Source organism: Obesumbacterium proteus (genome assembly GCF_001586165.1).
Taxonomy (GTDB): domain Bacteria; phylum Pseudomonadota; class Gammaproteobacteria; order Enterobacterales; family Enterobacteriaceae; genus Hafnia; species Hafnia protea.
This window is the reverse complement of record NZ_CP014608.1, coordinates 1,144,060-1,164,273: the sequence shown is the minus strand read 5'-3', so window position 1 is coordinate 1,164,273 and position 20,214 is coordinate 1,144,060. Positions and strand designations below refer to the sequence as shown.

The 20,214-nt window shown below is 49.8% G+C and carries 14 protein-coding genes; 2 read left to right on the top strand and 12 right to left on the bottom strand.

The genetic code is table 11. The features are described from left to right. Positions 1-159: 159 nt before the first annotated feature. On the bottom strand, positions 160-891 hold the full coding sequence (locus tag DSM2777_RS05560) for a MurR/RpiR family transcriptional regulator (protein ID WP_061553376.1): 732 nt from the start codon (positions 889-891) through the stop codon (positions 160-162). A 147-nt stretch (positions 892-1,038) separates the two neighbouring features. After that, positions 1,039-2,352, bottom strand: coding sequence for a bifunctional glucose-1-phosphatase/inositol phosphatase (agp, locus tag DSM2777_RS05555; RefSeq protein ID WP_061553375.1), 1,314 nt, complete (start codon positions 2,350-2,352; stop codon positions 1,039-1,041). Between the two features lie 225 nt (positions 2,353-2,577). On the opposite strand from agp, the gene DSM2777_RS05550 reads away from it, so the two are divergent. Then, positions 2,578-2,913 (top strand): DUF2002 family protein, encoded by a 336-nt coding sequence (locus tag DSM2777_RS05550; RefSeq protein ID WP_025798499.1) that lies wholly within the window; start codon positions 2,578-2,580, stop codon positions 2,911-2,913. A gap of 103 nt (positions 2,914-3,016) precedes the next feature. On the opposite strand, the gene DSM2777_RS05545 is transcribed toward DSM2777_RS05550, so the two are convergent. Together DSM2777_RS05545 and DSM2777_RS05540 are read right to left on the bottom strand one after the other, a co-directional pair. Continuing rightward, the gene (locus DSM2777_RS05545) at positions 3,017-3,709 is read right to left on the bottom strand and encodes an LrgB family protein (protein WP_046459743.1); all 693 of its coding nucleotides are present in this window, start codon (positions 3,707-3,709) and stop codon (positions 3,017-3,019) included. Next, positions 3,706-4,146, bottom strand: coding sequence for a CidA/LrgA family protein (locus tag DSM2777_RS05540; protein ID WP_025798503.1), 441 nt, complete (start codon positions 4,144-4,146; stop codon positions 3,706-3,708). The genes DSM2777_RS05545 and DSM2777_RS05540 overlap by 4 nt, the downstream gene beginning before the upstream one ends. A 146-nt stretch (positions 4,147-4,292) precedes the next feature. On the opposite strand from DSM2777_RS05540, the gene DSM2777_RS05535 reads away from it, so the two are divergent. Continuing rightward, positions 4,293-5,207 carry a LysR family transcriptional regulator gene (locus tag DSM2777_RS05535; protein ID WP_061553374.1) on the top strand — a complete coding sequence of 305 codons (915 nt, stop codon included), beginning with the start codon at positions 4,293-4,295 and terminating at the stop codon, positions 5,205-5,207. 147 nt (positions 5,208-5,354) lie between these two features. Here DSM2777_RS05535 and DSM2777_RS05530 read toward each other — a convergent pair whose 3' ends face one another. From DSM2777_RS05530 to ygfK, 8 genes are all read right to left on the bottom strand, one after another. Further along, positions 5,355-7,004 carry a Na+/H+ antiporter gene (locus DSM2777_RS05530; RefSeq protein WP_061553373.1) on the bottom strand — a complete coding sequence of 550 codons (1,650 nt, stop codon included), beginning with the start codon at positions 7,002-7,004 and terminating at the stop codon, positions 5,355-5,357. A 237-nt stretch (positions 7,005-7,241) separates the two neighbouring features. Further along, on the bottom strand, positions 7,242-8,609 hold the full coding sequence (locus DSM2777_RS05525; RefSeq protein ID WP_061553372.1) for an NCS2 family permease: 1,368 nt from the start codon (positions 8,607-8,609) through the stop codon (positions 7,242-7,244). A gap of 253 nt (positions 8,610-8,862) precedes the next feature. Continuing rightward, on the bottom strand, positions 8,863-10,179 hold the full coding sequence (guaD, locus tag DSM2777_RS05520; RefSeq protein ID WP_046459893.1) for a guanine deaminase: 1,317 nt from the start codon (positions 10,177-10,179) through the stop codon (positions 8,863-8,865). A gap of 37 nt (positions 10,180-10,216) precedes the next feature. Next, positions 10,217-11,677 carry a nucleobase:cation symporter-2 family protein gene (locus tag DSM2777_RS05515; RefSeq protein ID WP_061553371.1) on the bottom strand — a complete coding sequence of 487 codons (1,461 nt, stop codon included), beginning with the start codon at positions 11,675-11,677 and terminating at the stop codon, positions 10,217-10,219. Between the two features lie 159 nt (positions 11,678-11,836). Next, positions 11,837-14,713 (bottom strand): molybdopterin-dependent oxidoreductase Mo/Fe-S-binding subunit, encoded by a 2,877-nt coding sequence (locus DSM2777_RS05510; RefSeq protein WP_046459894.1) that lies wholly within the window; start codon positions 14,711-14,713, stop codon positions 11,837-11,839. A gap of 1 nt (position 14,714) precedes the next feature. Further along, positions 14,715-15,491 carry a molybdopterin-dependent oxidoreductase FAD-binding subunit gene (gene ygfM / locus DSM2777_RS05505; protein WP_061553370.1) on the bottom strand — a complete coding sequence of 259 codons (777 nt, stop codon included), beginning with the start codon at positions 15,489-15,491 and terminating at the stop codon, positions 14,715-14,717. Positions 15,492-15,556: 65 nt separating this feature from the next. Then, positions 15,557-16,885, bottom strand: a complete 1,329-nt coding sequence (ssnA, locus tag DSM2777_RS05500; protein ID WP_061553369.1) for a putative aminohydrolase SsnA — start codon at positions 16,883-16,885, stop codon at positions 15,557-15,559. 2 nt (positions 16,886-16,887) lie between these two features. Next, the gene (ygfK, locus tag DSM2777_RS05495) at positions 16,888-19,974 is read right to left on the bottom strand and encodes a putative selenate reductase subunit YgfK (RefSeq protein WP_061553368.1); all 3,087 of its coding nucleotides are present in this window, start codon (positions 19,972-19,974) and stop codon (positions 16,888-16,890) included. Positions 19,975-20,214: the final 240 nt, after the last annotated feature.

The following is a 20,214-nucleotide window of genomic DNA, read 5'->3' as shown; positions in this document are numbered from 1 at the left end:
ACAGAAACCCCTTTTAATAAACGGAAGGGGAATATTTATGATTTATAATTTGGATAGTAGCAAAGAATTAATTAATGTCACGATATAACAAAAAAACACAAATGTGATTTGTCACACCGTGAAAACACGCTGTTTTTTATCAGATCAATGTCTCAATTATTAACTAGAAATATTCTTTTCCAATTTATTTCCTATTGCCTCTAGCATATAAATTACCGGAACCTGGGTGGTGATATTATATTCACTAGCAATCAGAATTTGTGGCATGTGATAGGAGAGATTGAAGTCCGCCATGCGCGCTAAAGAGGAGGTTTCGCTGTTGGTAATGCTGATGATTTTACAGTGATGCAGGCTAAACTGGCTCGCCAATTTTAATATCTCTGGGGTTTCACCAGAAACAGATAAAATAATTGCGATCGCATTTTTGTACATGTCTGTACTAATAGGATAATAGGGATCGTCAATATAATTACTAAATTTCCCTACGTTAGAGAAAAAACGCGCGCCATATTTCCCGAGCGTACCCGAAGTACCGGCACCAACAAATATTATTCTTTCCGCTTCAGCGATTTGCTTCGCCGTGCGCGTAATAAGTTCTTCAAACTCATCATTATGAATACTTTTAAAGAAACTCATTATTTCACTCGCTCCGGAGGTCAATAATAATTTCTCTTCTTGCTCAAGATAAAGTTTAAAACGAATACGAAATTCAGAATAGCCACTGCAATTCATTTTCTTGCAAAAGCGTAATATGGTGGTGGTGGAAACATCCGCTTCATCCGCCAACTCGCGGATAGTCATATACATCACCTTATCTTTATTTTTGATGACATAGTTATATACCATCAATTCCAAGCCATTCAGCGTCGATAAGGCGATATGGGTAAACATGCGAGTATCCAGTAACGAGTTATCGTGACAAAGTATCAGAACATCATAGCGATGACAAAGTATCTCAGATTTGAGTGGCGAAACGTTCCTCAAACAAGCTTAACGCCTGAGCACGGCAAATATGCGCGGTGCTCAGGCAGATTATCTTTACTGTCCTTGAATATCTTTCGCTATCGCGGTTTTAAAATCATCCATTGGGCAGAAACCGTTGGCATCAATTTTACAACCATCGATTTGTAAAACCACACGCTGAGCCGGTGATGACAATGATAACGGCGTAGCATTACGGATTTGATCGGTTGACTGATATACATATTCAATCTTCATCAAATCACGATTGTCGTTTTTATCATGCCAACGTTGGAAAACAATTTTTCCGCTGATCGGGGTTTTCTCATACTGCTTAGGCAATTCATATTCGGCCGTTTTCATGGCTGCTAATAAAGACGCAATGTTGGAATCATGCCCCACCAGTACCGCAACCTTCGCTTTATGAGCGTCTGCCGCCAGCGCATTGTTATCTGGCGTTCCCACCAGCGTTGCGCTAACGAAACGCATCAAAGGTGCCGCCGCATTTTGGGCTACCGCTGACGAGCCAAACAGGGTTTCATGATAAAGATTCTTTATCTCTTCCAATTGCTCCCACTGTTTTTCATCGGTGATTTGTCCCCAAGCCACCTCTTTCAGCGGATATCCTTCGTAAAACTGCAGCATAAACCCATCAGATGCGCCGGTTCCTACACGTAGCGGTCCCGTAATACCGGGCTCTTTGTCCTGGACGATGTTGACCGTATTTGGCTGTTCCGCCAAAGAGCAGGTTTTTTTCTCGGTACAAACTTTCGATTGCCCGTAGTCCATCACCTGCTGAAGTACCGCATAGTTAGGTTTCAAGCGCTCGTTAAGACCGTCAATCCCCCCCGGTCCCGCATGTTGGTTAATCGACTCAATGGCTTTTTGTTTGAACTCATCAGTGACTTTCGCGGTAATTATCGGGTTAAACGTTGGGTCCATGGTGCCAATTTTGGCCTGATGATTCACCTTGAGTGAACACTCGGGAAATGCGCCGTTGACAAAGCTTTTCGCGGTATCAATGGTGCGAGGCAGGCTGTTAGCGTAAACAAACACAGTACCGTCGGTTGGACAACCATTCGCAGACAAAATACCGCTTTGGGCGAGCCAATCTCGCATATATTTACCAAAGAGTGTTTCTACCTCAGCCCCTTTAGGCGTCAGCAATCCCCCTTCCGTTTTCCATATAGGCCATTGATGTGGCGTCGATTCTGCCAAGATATCGCCGTATCCCACCAGCGGTGCACGAATACCATGACGGCTAAAAATGAGAACTTGTTCTAGCTGGTAACCTTCAGGCGCAGCGGGAGAAACATCCGCAGACTGAGCCGCCAGCGGAATGAATAACGCCAATGCGCTCAGCGAGAAAAAGCCCTTAGTTATTTTTTTCATTTGCTCGTTTCCTTATACAAATTGAAGGGTTACCAAATGGAATTCACGAGGCTTAGTGTAGATAGGTATCTCCGTTATGTTCTTGTCACGCTTCACATAACAGGGCTAATCATTCTCATTGCGCAGAGTACCATGCGGGATCTCTCTTCCAGAAAAGTCCGGTTGTCCCACATTTTCAATCCGCTATGGTCTGTGCCTATAAGAGAGAACAATGGGAGAGTCAGCATGTATTTACGCCCTGACGAAGTCGCACAGGTACTTGAACGAACTGGTTTTATTAGAGATTACGTGACCGATAAAGCCTATGGTTTTCATAAAGGCGATCACTATGTGTATGTTAACCGCGAGGCCAGAATGGGCCGAACCGCGCTGGTTATCCATCCGGCGCTCGGACAGAAAAGTCTGAAATTTGCACACCCCGCGGAGCCGCTACGCAGCAGCGTGGCCTATACGCGTTTCCCTCAGGATCCCCATGCCGTAGATACCGCGTTCGTCGGAATTCCCCATGGTTTTACCTCGCGTGCGCGCCTCAGCCAGTATTTGGAAAAAATGTTCCAATAGCAGCGCTGAAAATAGAGCAAAAAAAACCTCTGCCGTGCGGGTGCTAGGCAGAGGCAAACTCTTGCAGTTATAGCGCTGTTTTATACAGGCTTATTATTGAAATTCATGACCACATCACATGGCCGATCAGCGGGGCTAACACCACGGTCACTACCCCCGCTAACATCATAACTAAACTTGAAACCACGCCTTCGGTCTGCCCTATTTCATAAGCTTTTGCGGTCCCTGCACCATGCGACGAGGCACCTAATCCGGCCCCTTTCGCCATACCGCTGCGCACCGCCAAACGTAGGAATAAAATATCCCCCACGGCCATGCCGAATACGCCGGTAATCACCACAAACAGCGCGACCAAATCGGGTTGTCCACCCAGCTGTTTAGCCGCTTCCAACGCAAATGGCGTGGTAATTGAACGCACAGCCAAACTACGCTGTACTTCCTCCGGCAACGTTAACAACCGAGCCAGCCAAACCGAGCTGCTCACCGCAACGACCGTTGCCGTAATCACGCCCGCACTCAACGACATCCAGTGGCGGCGAATCACGGCCATATTTTCATAAACCGGTACCGCAAACGCGATAGTCGCCGGGCCCAATAGCCAAAGCAGCCAACGACTCTCTCCCATGTAATCCTGATAGGAAACATGTGTGATCACCAAAAACAGCACTAGAATCAGCGGCGTTAAAACCAGCGGCATCATCCAAATGGTATGAAGGCGACGGTAGATTTTCTTATTGGCAAAATAGAGCGCTAACGTCATCAACAGGCACAGCACACTAATACTTAAACTGCTCATGCGCGATCTCGCTTATAGGCCGCAGATTGCTTTTTACGCTGTAGGTAAATCTCTAAACGATAAACCCTGTCCACCACCAGCGCCGTCAAACCGAGCGTCAGCGTGGTACTCACCGCAATCACAGCAAAAATCCGCCAACCTTCTACCATTAATAGCGAAGCGTAATTCACCACCGCAACCACGGCAGGAACAAAAAACAGCAACATTTCAGCCAATAACCAACGCGAACCCGCCTTAACCCACTTGATAGGTAAAACACGTAAAACGATCATCGCCAGCAGCATCAGCATACCCACGATATTGGCGGGAAGAGGAAGGTGGAATCTAACCACTGCCCATTGTGCAACCAAAAACAGTGCGGCATACAAAGCAACCTGAACAGGCACCTGTAAGCGGCTTAGGACGAACGGTGCGCGAGAGCGCAACGCCAGAGACATGATAACCTCAGAATGAGCAAAAGTGTGAATGAGCGCACAGTATAGGCAGTAAACAATACCTGCATAAAATGAATTAATATTATTGCCTTTATGCCAAATTGGCATACTTTGTTATTCCATCAACAAAACGCTCTTATGGAGACACCATGGACGTCAGAACGCTGCGCTATTTCGTGGAAGTGGTACGCCAACAAAGCTTTACCCGCGCGGCGGAAAAACTGTTTGTTACCCAGCCAACCATCAGCAAAATGCTGCGCCATCTAGAAGATGAGCTGGGATGTACGCTGCTCATCCGCGAAGGGCGTCGTTTACATCTTACCGACAGTGGACAAGCGGTTTATCAACGAGGCCTCACCATACTGGATCAATTTAGCCAATTAAGATCAGAGCTAGAAGATATCAGCACGGTGAAACGTGGCCAGCTTAAGTTAGGTATTCCTCCGATGGTCGGTACCCAAATGGCCGGATTGATTAATGAATTTCGCCATAACTATCCGGGAATCGAACTGATTATCTCTGAGTTTGGCGGGCTTACCGTTGAACAGGCCGTATTGTCAGGTGAACTCGATCTTGCCTTAACGGCGCTTTCAGGAGATACCGATGGTGCCATCGCGTCGCTGCCGCTGTTCAGCCATCCGCTATGCGTTTTACTGCCCCGCACCGAAGAGTGGCTATCGCGCACCAGCATCGCTATGCCCGAACTCGCCGAGCAAAATATCCTGATCTACAACGAAGATTTCGCGCTTTATAAACAGCTGATGCAGGCTTTTGCAACCCACAACGTAACGCCGCAGATTGCGGTTCGCAGCGGACAGTGGGACTTTCTCGCCGCCATGGTTCAGGCTGGCGTAGGCATCGCGATTTTGCCCGAACCTATCTGCCAACGCCTCGATCCAAAGACCCTACTTTGGCTGCCGTTAGAGCCAAAACTGATGTGGGAACTGGGTTTGATTTGGTGTGAAGGGCGATACTTGTCGCACAGCGCTCAAGCGTGGATCGCGCGCTGCCGAGAATATTGGCCGAACGGGGAAATGCATCCAGAGTGGATAACGTTGAAGTAGTTAGATGACCCCACCCTAACCCTCCCCTTCGCAGGGGAGGGAATCGTTCAGCGTTAATTGAAAGATTCTCGATCGGCTCCTCCCCCTGCTAAGGGGGAGGCTGGGGGGGGGTCATGTTCCTACGAGGCGAAGTAAACCTAAAACACCTTACCCACTCTTCTCCACCAGCAACGCTTCCAGCAAATCAAGGTCGTGCAGCAGCTTCTGCAACGTTTCATTGCTGATTTTTTGTGTGGCGCGCAGATGGTAAAGCTCACCGCGTTCAGCGCGTAGCGCGGTTAAACGGAAGCGACGTTCAAGGTTTTCCACCTTGCGCATCTCTTCGGCGTTTTCCTTGGTGCTAATGCGCCGACGCAGGCTCCCTATCACACGCGAACTCACCTCTGTCAGCAACTGAGGATCGATGTTTTCCTCGGTATCGACTTCCAAGCGTTCCTGCATTTTCTTCAGGCTTTCAATCGCGACTTCTGCCGTAACCGATTTGGCCATCGTCTCTTCTTCACGATAGGTATTCGTATCGTTGACCTCCATGCCTTTCAGCAGCAATGGCAGCGCCACAACCCCGACGATAAGCGAGAATAAAATCACTCCGGTGGCGATAAACACGAGCTGATATCGCCCTGGGAACGGCGTGCCATCGGTCAAGAACAGCGGGATAGAGAGCACACCGGCTAAGGTAATCGCACCGCGCACACCTGCAAACGACGCAATCCACAGGTCACGCAGGCTGTAGCTGGCGAACTGAAGTGGATTACGTTTGATGAAGCGCAAACTTAAGCGACGCATGCACCATAGCCACAGGAAACGTAATACCAGCAGCACGCCGTACACTAACGCAACATCAGTGAACAGGAACCATGTCTGGATGGTAGGATCGCGCTCTGCCTGAATAATGGAGCTTTCCAAAATCCCCGGCAGTTGCAGCCCCAACATGATAAAGACCATGCCGTTAAACACGAACTCGAGCATTGCCCAAACGCTGTTAGCGCGTAGACGCATCGTCAACGGTGCATTACGAATCACGCCCGACTGGCTGATGGTCATCCCCGCCGCAACCGCGGCCAAAATACCGGAAACGCCCACGTGTTCAGCAATCAGATAGCTAGCAAACGGCAGCAGCATCAAGAATACGATTTGCGTGGCAGGATCATCGCCCGCCCAGCGGCTTATAAGGCGCAGTGATTTACTGTATAACCATGTCACGGCAACACCGGCGAGCAGACCACCAATCGCGACTTTAAGGAACTCAAGCGTCGCACCACCCACGGTGAACACCATCGTGCCCATCGCAACGGCGATAGCAAACTTCAGCGCAACCAGACCAGACGCATCGTTCATCAGGGCTTCGCCTTCCAGCACGCCCATAATGGTTTTCGGAATGCGGCCTTTGCCCACGATCCCACCTAACGCCACGGCGTCAGTTGGCGAGAGCACGGCGGCCAGAGCAAACGCAGCCACCAAAGGAACTTCAGGCAACAGGATATGCAGGAAATACCCGACGCCAACCACCGTGATGAGCACCAGCACCAGCGCCAGACCTAAAATCTCACGCCCATGGTGTAAAAATTCTCGCGTTGGCGTTTTCCACCCGTCAGCAAACAGCAGCGGAGGGATAAACAGTACGAGGAAAAGTTCAGGGTCAAAATCGACGTGCAGGCCAAAATGCGGCCATGCCAGCAGAGCCCCGATAGCAATCTGCATCAGCGGCAACGGTATTTGGAACGGCAACATACGCGTTACCACCCCAGATAAAGACACCACTAGGATCAGGATCAGAATAGTAAAGAAGATTTCCATGCTTTCCTTAGTCTCACTACAAAATACAACCGCGTTTTGCTTATAAATACCCTTTCAAACATATCACCTTATGATTTTTGTCCTAAAGGAAAAAGTGTGCAAAAAGGCTGAGAATTACCTGAAAGTAACCAATGGTATTATTTCTGTTGAAGATAGCGACCGCAAGCGCTCATCCTATAAAAACAAAGAGCGCCCTAAGGCGCTCTTATAAACGTTATCGGTTTTCACCCGGCGAACTTAAATTGCCCAGCCGCCCGCATAAAATGCCACTAACGCAATCGCGATAATTACCGTTCCCACATTCAGCTTGCGCCACTCATTGGAGAAGATACGGCCAATCACTAAGGTGGTGAAGCCCAACATGATACCGGTCACGATATTACAGGTCAGTACGATAAACACCGCACATACCAGACCTGACATCGCATCAACGAAGTCATTGAAGTCTAACTTGGAAACGTTGCTCAGCATCAGCAAGCCAACATACATCAACGCCGGTGCCGTTGCGTATCCAGGAACCAAATAAGACAACGGAGACAGGAATAAGATCAGCAGGAATAGCACGCCGACAACGGTAGCCGTAAGCCCAGTTTTACCGCCTGCTGCCGTACCCGCCGCCGATTCGATATATACCGCCGCAGGGGAAGCGCCAACAAAACTCGAGACAATGCTGCTCACGGAGTCAGCGGTTAACGCCTTGCCACCGCTGATGATTTGGCCGTCTTTATCCAACAAGTTTGCCTGACCAGCCACCGCACGGATCGTACCGGTCGCATCAAAAACCGCCGTCATCACCAGCGCTAGAACGCTTGGCAGGACTACCGGCTTCAATGCCCCCATAATATCGAGGCTGAAGATCAGCGATGAACCATCGGCAGCAGACAGGCTTGGTAATGCGAACAACCCCTGATATTTCACGCTTGGGTCAAAAATCAGCCCGACGATTGAAATACCAATGATCACCAGCAAGATACCGCCTGGGACTTTCAGTTTTTCCAAGCCGAAGATAATGGCAAGCCCCAGCAAGGACATCATCACAGGGAAAGAAGTGAATGCGCCCAGCGCAACCGGCAGCCCTTCAAGTGGGTTTTTAATCACGAGGCCCACGCCGTTCGCGGCAATCAGCAGCAGGAATAGACCAATACCAATCCCCGTTCCGTGAGCAATCCCCATCGGCAGGTTATGCAATATCCACGAACGTATTCCCGTGACCGAAATCAGGGTAAACAGAACGCCCATCAAGAATACGGCGCCCAAAGCCACTGGAATACTGATGTGCTGCCCAAGCACCAAACTAAACGCGGTAAACGCCGTCAAGGAAATCGCACACCCGATAGCCATTGGCAAATTCGCCCACAGCCCCATGAGCAAAGAACCAAAAGCCGCCACTAAACAAGTTGCAACAAACACGGCTCCTGGGGGGAATCCAGCCTTGCCCAACATGCTCGGCACGACAATAACGGAATACACCATGGCAAGGAAAGTCGTCACACCCGCCAACACTTCTTGGCGAACGCTGCTTCCACGAGCCGAAATTTTAAAGTAAGCGTCAAGCGAACCGCCCGATTTACCCGCTGACCCTTCTTGAGATGAATTGCTAGACATATTGATGTCCTCTGAGTGTTTTAACATTGCGCATGATGACAATAATGTTGTTCAAGATTGCTAACGCCTGAACCTGCGTTTTTCTTATTACCGTAACTTTGCGATATCCATTTGCGGTATCTATAACTTGCGACGAAACCACAAAGCAAACGATTACCCCATCAAGCACATCAGTCATAAAAATGGGACGGTTATTTAAGGCAAACGATTATCTGGCCTATAAACCGTCATTTCAACTAAAGATATCGACATTTTAGGTGCGTTCGTACACTAATTGTCCATCCACGTAGGTTCTGTAGATCGAACGGTCATCGCCAAGCGTCATCATCACGAATAATTTGTCCATGAGAGTCACAGAGTTATCGTAACGAAGCTGCTGTAACGGCGTTGCCGTTGGCTCTAAAACTACAAAGTCCGCCTCTTTGCCTATGTTGAAATTCCCGATGATGTCATCAAGCCCTAATGCTTTGGCACCGCCGAGGGTCGCCAGATAAAACGCCTCATAGGCTGACATTCGCCACCCTTGAAGCTGCATCACTTTGTAGGCTTCATTCAGCGTTTGCAGCATATTGAAGGTGGTTCCAGCGCCGATATCCGTTCCCATGCCGACTTTAATCTGCTTATGCCACGCTTTTTTCAAGTTGAACAAACCGCTGCCGAGATACAAATTCGACGTTGGACAAAACGCGATAGACGAGCCGGTGTCGCGCAAACAGTCCCATTCAGGCTCTTCTAAATGCACGCAGTGCGCAAAAACGCTATTTTTACCGGTTAATCCATAGTGATGGTAAACGTCTAAATAGCCCTTTCGTTCGGGATACAGAGCTTTAACCCACTCAATTTCGTCTTTATTTTCACAAAGATGGGTATGTAAATAAGTATCGGGATACTCTTCCCGCAGCCGCTGCGCCATTGCCAACTGTTCTGGCGTTGACGTTGGGGCAAAGCGCGGCGTAATGGCATAGAGCAAACGCCCGTTATGGTGCCAGCGTTCGATCAGCGCTTTGCTTTGGCTATAGCTGGTTTCCGCCGTATCGAGCAAATAATCAGGGGCATTGCGATCCATCATCACTTTGCCCGCAATCATTCGCATATTGATGTTATGCGCGGCCTCAAACAGCGCATCAACCGATTCGGGGTGAACGGTGCCAAATACCAGCGCCGTGGTGGTGCCGTTGCGCAATAGCTGCTTGATAAAGAAAGCTGACATTTCGCGCGCGTATTCAATGTCGTTGTAACGCCGCTCGGCGGGAAACGTGTGTTTATTCAGCCATTCCAGCAACTGTTCACCATAGGCCCCCACCATTTCGCTTTGCGGGTAGTGAATATGGGTATCCACAAAACCGGGCACGATCATTTTTCCGCTGTAGTCACGCACGCGGATGCCCTCAGGGATCAGATGCTTCCCTTCCTGCCATGTACCAAACCACTCAACTTTCCCACTGCGGAGCAGCATTAAGCCGTCTTCAATAAAGCGCAGATGAGATTCAATTTCCTCAGGCTGCTCTACTGTTTTGACAATATCTAAAAAATTACCGCGTATCGCTTTCAAAGAATGTTGTTCAGACATGATGTTTTCTCCATTCGCATGTCAGAGTGACAAACCGCTATTTCGCTTGAGTAAAATTCTCAGTTACCGGCTTAATCAGTTCTTCCAACTCATCTTCTTGACCGCGCTTATTCACTCTAGGGATCAGCAGGTTAAGAATGATGGCGGTTACGCCACCCGCACAGATGGGGTTTTCGAACAGCACATAAATAGAATCAGGAAGGACACGGAAGATTTGCGGATCGTAGGAAACGCCCAGCCCAATCCCCAGCGCAGTTGCCACAATCAGGGTTTCACGCCGATCCATACCGCCGCACAGAATGATTTTTATCCCGGCGAGGGCAATCATCGAAAACATCAGAGTCATTGCGCCTCCTAAAATAGGCGCGGGGATGGTGGTAAAGAAACGTCCAATAACCGGAAACAGCCCAAGGATCACCAATATCGCCGCGATGTATTTCCCCACGTGCCGAGAGGCCACGCCGGTCATTTGGATCACGCCGTTGTTTTGCGCAAACGTGGTCAGCGGCAGAGAGCCCAACGCACAGGCAATCACCGAAACCAAACCATCGGCCAGCACCCCACCGGATAACCGCCGGTCGTATTCCTCACCCACGATTGGGCGTTCAGAAATGATCGCCGTTGCGGTGATGCTGCCCACCGCCTCTAGGATGCTTAAAAGGTAGATGGTAGCCGCAACCAAAAAGGCATGAAAATCAAATGAGAAACCATATTTAAACGGCTGAGGAATAGTGATAATCGGCAGATCTTTTAGAGGCGAGAAATCAACAATGCCCATAAATAACGCGCAGACATATCCCACGATTAAGCCGATGGCGATCCCACCCATCCGCAACAGCGCGTTCTGGCAGCAGTTAAAGCCAATCACCACGCACAGCACTAAAAATCCCAGACCGAGATTTTGATAGCTGCCAAAGGAGCCATCGCCTTTGGCTGGCAAGCCTCCGCCAAAATCAATAATCCCAACTTTGATCAGGCTAAGGCCAATCATCAGAACCACAACGCCGCTGACGGTCGGCGTGATCACGCGTTTGAGATACGGGAGAACCTGTGACGAGGCAACAACCAGAAACGCGCCGACAAAGGCCACGCCGAGTAAGGCGGAGATAATCGCCTGTTCGTCGAGCCCGTCTTTTTTCATCGAACCCCCCAGCGCAATCATGACGGTCACGAACGAAAAATTGACCGACTGAATGGAGAGTAATCCTGAACCTACGCGACCAAATCGATTGACCTGGATGAACGTACCAATCCCCGAGGCAATCATCGCCATAGAAACTAAATAGGCGGTGACCTCTGAAGATAGCCCTAGCGCAGTGCCGACAATCAACGCAGGAGCAACCATGGGAACGAAAATAGCGAGGAGATGCGTCACCGCGCCGATCAACATTTCATGCAACGGCGGTTTATCATCAAGATGGTAAATAAGCTCTGAATCCTCAGAATATAAGGACTCATTTTTAACGGTTTTATCTGCAACTTGCTGTACATCAGACATTTTCTACTCCAGTGAGAAATTGAATATCTGATTCAATAAATGCGGGAAAAACCATGCAGAAACCCTGCCCAGATTAAATTGAATCCAGACTTAAGCTCATGCTTAGTTAACTATTGAATCGTAGAGGCGCGAGAACGATCTCCTCGCGCCTTATTACGCTTACGCCTCGAGCTTATTCAGTCCTCGGAGGATTTTTTCCGGTGTAAAGTGCCACTCTCGTAGCCAAACACCGCAGGCGTCGTGAATCGCCGTCGCTATTGCAGGCGCAGCGCCGTTCACACCGATTTCAGAAATGGATTTAGCACCGAATGGGCCAACCCTATCGTCGCTGGGCACCAGAAATGCGCGGAAATCTCGTGGGATATCACCAATTTTTGGTGCCCCATAGGTCTGTAGATCGCGCGTTATTGGGCTACCGTTTTCATCGTAAAACAGCTTTTCTGTCAGGCTGTGTCCAATGGCACGCATAGAGGCGCCGTAGATTTGCCCTAACGCCAGTTCTGGGTTAACCGGCGTACCGCAGTCGAGCAATGCATAGAACTTATCGAGCCGAATCTCACCGGTTCGCACATTGACCGCAACCTCGGCAAAGTTCGCGCCAAACGGGAAAGCAAAATCAGGCGTGATATAACACGCGGTCGCAACCAGCGTACCAAAGCCCGTCCCCGTTTCAGCTTTATGTGCAATTTCAGCAAAGCTCACTTCGCCCTGTTTACCTCGCACGATGCTTGGGTGGACGATCACTACGTCGTCGATAGGTTCACCTAACATCTGGGCTCCGTGGAAACGGATTTTTTCTTTCAGATTTTCAGCCGCTTTCTTGGCAGCGTTGCCGGAGAAACACGTACCTGAGGACGCATAAGCCCCCTTATCAAAGAGCGCATGATCGGTATCACCCGAAATAACATGCACATCAGCCAGTGAACAACACAACACTTCTGCGGTAAGTTTAGTGACTACCGTATCCAATCCCGTACCGATGTCTGCGCCGCCAGAATGAACGATAATCGTGCCGTCAGATTCCAGCTTCACCATGCAGTTTGCTTGGTCGATATCTGGAATGCCGGATTTCTGCATGATAATCGCCACACCTTGTCCGATTCGCCAATCTCCCTGCGGTGCCTTATTAGCCCCCCAGTTCATCAGCTCGCGTCCCTTACGCAAAATCGGTTCTAACGCACAGCTCGCTGCGGTGGGTACCGACGTTGGCATTTTACCTTCGCCAATTGCGCCCAGTATTTTCAGCTCTTGCCCTTCGATGACGCGGTTTAGTTCGATCATATCCAGCAGATCGATATTGAGCTGTTCAGCTAACTCAGCCAACGCCATGGTTAGCGCAAAGTTTCCTTTCGGCGCGCCGTAGCCTTGGTAAGCACCAGTTGGGCAGATATTGCTGTAGTACGTCGTCACTTGGAAATTAACGTTGTCGCAAGGATAGAGGGGCAATGAAAGCGCGGGGCCATTGCTGGGAACCGTTAAAGAATGGTTGCCATAAGGGCCGGTATTGGCACGGAAATCCATATCAATGGCGGTAAGCTTACCTTCTTTCGTTGCCCCAATTTTCACCTTCACTTTGGCAACGTGTCGCGTGGTGTTACTGATAAATTCTTCTTCGCGAGTGTAATGGAAATAGACCGGACGCCCCGTCACACAGGTCGCCCATGCACAGACTTCTTCTAACAGAATGTCCTGCTTAGAGCCAAATCCACCACCCACACGCTCTTTGATAACATGGACTTTATTTTGCTTCAGCCCAACCAAACGCGCAACCTGACGACGAACATGCCACGGTACCTGTGTAGACGCGTGGATCACTAATCGCTCACCGTCCATATAGGTGAAGCAAACATGAGTTTCTGTCGGGCATTGCTGAGCTTGGGTCGATTCATACGTGCGTTCAATCACGACATCCGCCTGAGCGAATCCCTTCTCAACATCCCCAATACGGCCGTGAACGCCTGCGGCAATATTGCTATGTGGTTTTGCACCAATCGGGAAGTTGATGATCATGTGCTCGCCCCGCGTCGCCGAGCCCCGATTCTGCACCTCAAGGTCAGCCGGTGCGCCGTTCACATAAACAATAGGTTCATCGTGAACAAGCGGAGCACCGTCGGCCATTGCCTCATCAATCGACATGACCGGTTTCAATACTTCAAAACTGACGTCTATCAACGCTAATGCCGCCAACGCAATCTCTTCGCTTTCGGCCACGACCGCAGCCACACGATCGCCCACATGGCGCATCTTCTTACCAAACATACGGCGATCGAGCGGAGAAGGTTCAGGCGCACTTTGTCCACCCGGCGTGTAATAAATATCAGGGCAGTTCAAATGCGTAATCACATGTACTACGCCCGGCAATGCTTCCGCCTTGCTTACATCTAAATGCGTAATCAGCGCGTGCGGATGGGGGCTGCGCAGCATCTTGATAATACAAGCATTGGCAGGGACGCGATCTTCTACATAGCAAGGTTTAGCCTGCACCATTTTGGCAGAATCGACCTTTGGGCACAGCTTGCCCACCACCTGCAAATCATCGCGAAACTCCGGAGCGATCTCCTGCTGGCAGAAAGGATCGGCCATGCGCGCCTGGGCTAATTCAACCACCTGATAAAACTGCTGATAGCCCGCATCACGGCTAAATAATCCCGATAATGCATCATCGATCTGAGCACGCGTTGGCGATGGAATACGCTCAAGCAGCTCGGTAAGAATTAGCGCAGCAGCAGGATCATTATAGCCTGATTGCACAATCCCCACATCAACCATCGCCTGTTGTACTGGGCTAAGTTGATTCCACGTGCCCAGTGATTCTGCGGTGCGTACTACCGATCCCTCAAGTTGAGCGGCGATCAACAGCGAAGCGTTAACCACCACACCATCGAAAATAATGGCATCTGAACCCGCAAATCCAAACCCATCGTCACTGTTGCGTACAGAATGCAGGCCTAGATTGAACAAGACTTTCTGCACGTTATCCCCCGCTTCGCATGACAACGTGCAAGGGGTACCATTTAGCGTAAAGCGAATATTCATATCACTTTTCCTCACTCATCTGCTGACAGTCAGCCAACAGTTCTGCAACGACAACACCCGCGATATAGCGCTTGTATGCTTCGCTGCCTCCGATATCAGCACGTGGGGAAATGGCATCGCTCACGGCCTTCTCTAATTCGTCATCACTCAGACCACGAGACTCCACGTCACGCAGCCGTATTGCTCGTTCTGACACGCCATCTAGCGCAATTTTCATTTCACCATTGGAGCCAGCTGCTACCGCCGCGGTTATCACGGCCAAGCCTGCCGCAGAACGTGCGATCTTACGCGTTGAACAGTTTTGATAAGGATCGGGGAGGATCACCTCAAGCAGAAGATCGTCACGATCGTTATCCAGATATTCTTCTAAGCTGATCGTTTCACCTTTTGCCGTCACCACCAGTGCATCAAGCACTAACAACACGGGAAGTAGAACGCGCTCTTTCTGCTTGGCGACAATTTCGCCTGCTAGAGTGGCTTGATTACGGAGATGGCGGGAATAGATAAATCCCAGAGCATGACGCAGCGCATCGGGGATCAGCGGGGTATCAATCAGCCGCTGTAGCGTTGCCTGAGAACCAATGTGTAGTTTTCCCTGCTGCAAACTCACCTTATCAAGCCCGAGTTTTGATAAAGCGATACCAAACTTCTTTGTCGTTTTGGTCGGCGTCGCGTTTAACTTGCTACCCCCGCCAAAATAGACTGCCTCATCCTGAAACTGGCGCTTGAGTTCAAGCGCCTGCTTAACGGATTCTGGCCAGAAAAATTGCTCAATCATTTTTCATCCTCTTGTTATTTGCCCCTAGAAGGACAAACCGCCCCTAATAAGGGGCGGTATAACAGTTATGCTAAGTCATCCATCCGCTTCCATAACCGTGCCGCCACCCTGCTGGCTTCGGCATAAATTGGCGTTACATCAAATGGGAATTGACCGTTTTCATAAACGAAGCGCCCTTCAACCATCACACTGCGGACGCTGCCCGAGCCCATACCAAACGCGAGATGCCCGCCAATATTTTGGGCCGCCAGCGGCGTTGGCTCTGGATAATCACACACGGTAAGATCGGCTTTATAACCTGCGGCTAAGCAACCGAATTTCGCGCCGAAGTTACGTTCCAGTAAGCGATTACCATTCCATAAGAAACGCGTGAAACTATCTGGCCACATTGGGCCGCCAGCATCACGGTGTTTAAAGAAGGCGAATTTCAGCTCTTCAAACATATCTGAGCCTATGCCGTCCGTGCCTAAAGCCACGTTCTGGTATTCGCCAATGCGATGGTTATAGCCAACGTGATTGTTCATATTGGAACGGGCGTTATGCACCAAAAACGCGTCCTGCTGATTGATGATCTGAATATCAGCCTCAGAGAGATACAGACCGTGCGCCACCAGCGTTTTTGCGTCTATCAGATCGTGTTCGGCCAAGCGTACAATCAGATCTTTGCCATATTTATCGTGGCTGTGGGATACGTCATAACTGTCTTCCGCCGCGTGAATATGCAGGCCTCGCCCCGTAGCTTTAATGGCTTCACGCAGCATATCTAGCCCCGCATCCGACACGGTGAAAGGCGCATGAGCACCAATATGCGCTTCGACGAGATAGGGCTCATTCCCCTGCTTCTTCGCGTTATCAATTAACTGGGCAAAGGCAATGTTCTCTTCCACACCCGCCTGCAGCTCTTTATTACCACCGTTACGATCGGTGGTTTCAAAGCAGGTCATGCCGCGCAGCCCTGCTTTAATAAAGCCTTTACGCAGCGTATTTAACGATCCCGCGATGTAGTTAGGCGAAGCATGGTGATCGATAACGGCAGTACAGCCGCTTTTGATGGCCTCCAGCGAGCAAATTAGCCCACTGTAATACAGTGATTCCTCATCTAAGGCGCGGTCCAAGCGCCACCACAGGTTTTTCAACGTGGAGATAAAATCAGGGCTAGGCGCAATATTGGCCATAATCCCGCGTGATAATCCGGAGTAAAAATGGTTATGTGCACACACAATGCCCGGCATAACCCATTTACCCTGCATATCTTTCACATCCGCCTGCGGATATTTGGCAACCAACTGGCTGCCCACTTCTTTGATAAGCGAACCTTCAATCGCAATATCAATACCGTGTTGTACCGAAGCCGGTTCGAACTGAACCGCCGTAACATTTTTTAGGATCAGCATAATTAAACCTCCACTCGGCCAAGCAGGTAGTGATGATGGTTGTGAACATGGCTAATGATGCGACACATGTCTTCCAGCTCCGGCGGAACATCATCAAGCTGACCTTGTTTATCGATATGCAGGTGCCAGATTTGCTTACCTTGTCGAACGCTGACGTTATCGTTATCGACAAAGAATCCTGGGTTGGTGCTGTTGGTAAAATCTTCTGGCAGGCTGTAGATGGTAATTTTGTCTTTGTAGGGTTTTCCCTGCCACGGGCAGAACTGCGCACAGTTGCCGCATTCGTTGCAGTAAGCATCTAAATGCAGGGTTTGGAAACGATCGTGGAAGCCAGGAACGGCGATAGACACGTTGGCGCGGTTTGGGCAAACGTCGACGCACTTGCTACAGATATAATTACACTCCAAGCAACGCTGAGCTTCCTGAGCCACAAAGGCCTCACGCTCTTCTTTATCCACCATCAGCACGCTGATCGCGCCTTTACGTTGATAAATCTCCGCCGGATCGACGTTAGACCACTGCTTATCGCTGTGATGAGTACGGATATTTTCACGCTTGAGCACTTCGTCTGTCGCACGGCGAGCGGTACTGATAGCCGCAACGATGGAGGATGGGCCACTTTGCACATCACCAATTAAGAACACGTTAGGGCGTGGGGTTTCACCCGTCTCCGCGTTTACCGCAGGCCAACCCTCGGCATTTAATGGCACACCCATCGCGCTAAGCGCCGCGCAGTCGGCCTGCTCACCAATGGCGGTAATCAGCGCGTCCATGCGTAGTTTGATGGTTTTATCCGTTGCCACTGGGCGACGGCGGCCTTTCTCATCGGGCTCGCCAAGCTCCATCACCCGCGCAGTGAGCGTGCCGTCGGCATCAAACTGTTCTGGGTTCGTCAGGAACATAAACTTCACGCCGTCTTCAACCGCCTCTTCATACTCTTCGCGGTAGGCAGGCATTTCATTCAGGGTACGACGATAGATAACGGTCACGTCTTCTACGCCGGGAACCTTCAGCGCCGCACGTGCGCAGTCCATGGCGGTATTCCCCGCACCAACGACGGCAACATGACGACCTAAAGAGAGTTTATCGCCACGGTTATAGCTACGCAGGAACGGCAGCGATTTATAAACATTGCGGTTGTCACCCGCCAGTTTCACGCCGCTGTTTTTATCGGTTCCGACCCCAATAAAAACATAGCGGAAACCTTGCTGAGTAAGCTTATCGACGGTTAACTCCGGATCGCAGCCGAACTCAAATTTCACTCCGTGTGCGGCAACAAAATCGATATCATGCTGGATAGTTTCAGCCGGAATACGGAACTGAGGAATAATGTTTTTCACCACCCCACCCGCGTTGGCTTCACGCTCAAACAAGGTGACCTGATAACCAGCTCGCGCCAAGAAATATCCCACGGAGAGTCCTGCTGGCCCTGCGCCTAGCACCGCAACCGGATGCTTAGAGCCAGAGCCAGCAGGTTTATGCCAGCGTTTCTGATATTCATCCCAGCCTTTTTCCAAGGCCACCTTTTTCAGCTCACGAATGTTTAGCGCGCTGTCATAGTCCATACGAGTACAGTTGTACTGGCACTGATGATCACAGATGTGTCCGGTGATGGCAGGCAGCGCATTGCGCTGATAAATCAGCTCTAATGCATCGGCGTAGCGTTGTTCACCGAGCAAACGAATATATTCAGGAATATCCTGCTTGATCGCACAGGCCGTTACGCACGGTGCCACATAGCAATCGGTCATCGGCAGTGGGCCGCCAGCATCAATACGATCCTGCGCTTTCCAATGTTTCTGGGTGTATTCCATGCTAACGGCTTTCTTCGCCAGCGCTTCCAAGCGCTCAACGTCAACTTTGGTCATACCCCACGTATCAGACTGATCCAGCTCACGCATGCACTCTAGCTGGCGTAAGTACCCGCCCGGCTTGAGTAAATCCGTTGCCATCGTGATAGGACGAATACCGGTATCAAAGATATCGCGAATATTAAATTTGCTCGCGCCGCCGGAATATGAAATCGGCAGCTTGCCGTCGAACGCACGCGATAAAACGGCTGCCACGTTAATAGACAGTGGGAACAGTGCACGCCCAGACATATACATCTCTTCACCCGGCAGCGCGCCTTTATGATTGATGGTGCCAAGCGTGTTGGTGAGTTTCACCCCGAAGCAAAGCTGCTTTTGCTGACCTAAAGCCGTTAATCTTTGCAGCATAGAAATGGCCTGTTCTAGCTTCAAATCATGCTCAAAAGACTCTTCTTTCAGACCAATATAGTCAAAACCGCAGGTGTCGAGAATTTCACGCACGCGAGGATAGCCAAGCAGCGTAGGGTTTAACTTAACAAAGGTATTGAGCCCTTTTTCCTCGAGCATGTAGCGGCAGATAGCCTCAATTTCATTGGGCGGGCAACCGTGCATGGTGGAGAGCGTGACCCCATGAACCATTTGCGCGGGGATTTGCTGTGGTAGTTGGCTGAGCTGCGCTGAACGCGATTCAAACTGTTCACGAATGAAATGAGACAGAATAGACTGATATTCGACATATTTCGGATGCTGGCCTGAATCCATCATACTATGAATAAAGTTCTGCATAGCGGGCTGCTTGATGCCTTCAAGGTTATAGCCAACGCTCATATTGAAGATGAAGGACTTGGCTTCACCCTGCGTGCGAGGGTCAAAAAGAGCTTCGAGTAAATGCAAGACAAACCAGGCTTTCAGGTATTCGTCATGGGCTTTTTGCAGCGTGAATTCCGTTGACCATTCGGTATTAAAGCATTCGTCTTCAGCATCGATACACGGCTTGTCTAATTCTAAGCGGTCAAGAATTTGCACCGTTTTCAACTCAATAAAGCGCCCACCGGTCAACCAAGACACAATGATATTTTGCGCAAGCTGTGTATGTGGCCCTGCCGCAGGCCCCATAGGCGTTTCACAGGTTTCGCCAAATACCTTGATGAGTCGGTCATTATCTTTGCGATAAAATTGCTTTTCCGGTATCCCGAAGATTGAGTGGCTTTCGTTATACTCGTCGAAAACACGCGTCAAAAGTTCCTCGAAAGGAACGGGGCGCATAATATCTCCCATGACTATCTCCTTGCTGCGACATGCTCAAATGTAAAATGGCAGAGGATTCTCAATCCTCTACGGATAGGAGATATGGGAGCAACAATCGAGCCAAAGGTTTTCTAGCCATAATAAAAAAGCTAATTTCGTGAGCTAACTCGAATAGTGATTTTTATTTGTGAAATTGCTCACTAAACAAATGAGAATATAAATCAACGCGGCAGCAACACATAATTAGCCAATTATCTAACTCAGAAATAA

Bases quoted from the DNA above. Each gene is read 5' to 3' on its own strand.
- DSM2777_RS05515 (WP_061553371.1), bottom strand. From the start codon at position 11,677: ATGTCTGATGTACAGCAAGTTGCAGATAAAACCGTTAAAAATGAGTCC.
- DSM2777_RS05560 (WP_061553376.1), bottom strand. From the start codon at position 891: ATGTTTACCCATATCGCCTTATCGACGCTGAATGGCTTGGAATTGATG.
- DSM2777_RS05525 (WP_061553372.1), bottom strand. From the start codon at position 8,609: ATGTCTAGCAATTCATCTCAAGAAGGGTCAGCGGGTAAATCGGGCGGT.
- ygfK (WP_061553368.1), bottom strand. From the start codon at position 19,974: ATGGGAGATATTATGCGCCCCGTTCCTTTCGAGGAACTTTTGACGCGT.
- ygfM (WP_061553370.1), bottom strand. From the start codon at position 15,491: ATGATTGAGCAATTTTTCTGGCCAGAATCCGTTAAGCAGGCGCTTGAA.
- DSM2777_RS05510 (WP_046459894.1), bottom strand. From the start codon at position 14,713: ATGAATATTCGCTTTACGCTAAATGGTACCCCTTGCACGTTGTCATGC.
- DSM2777_RS05535 (WP_061553374.1), top strand. From the start codon at position 4,293: ATGGACGTCAGAACGCTGCGCTATTTCGTGGAAGTGGTACGCCAACAA.
- agp (WP_061553375.1), bottom strand. From the start codon at position 2,352: ATGAAAAAAATAACTAAGGGCTTTTTCTCGCTGAGCGCATTGGCGTTA.
- guaD (WP_046459893.1), bottom strand. From the start codon at position 10,179: ATGTCTGAACAACATTCTTTGAAAGCGATACGCGGTAATTTTTTAGAT.
- DSM2777_RS05545 (WP_046459743.1), bottom strand. From the start codon at position 3,709: ATGAGCAGTTTAAGTATTAGTGTGCTGTGCCTGTTGATGACGTTAGCG.
- DSM2777_RS05550 (WP_025798499.1), top strand. From the start codon at position 2,578: ATGTATTTACGCCCTGACGAAGTCGCACAGGTACTTGAACGAACTGGT.
- DSM2777_RS05540 (WP_025798503.1), bottom strand. From the start codon at position 4,146: ATGTCTCTGGCGTTGCGCTCTCGCGCACCGTTCGTCCTAAGCCGCTTA.
- ssnA (WP_061553369.1), bottom strand. From the start codon at position 16,885: ATGCTGATCCTAAAAAATGTTACGGCGGTTCAGTTCGAACCGGCTTCG.
- DSM2777_RS05530 (WP_061553373.1), bottom strand. From the start codon at position 7,004: ATGGAAATCTTCTTTACTATTCTGATCCTGATCCTAGTGGTGTCTTTA.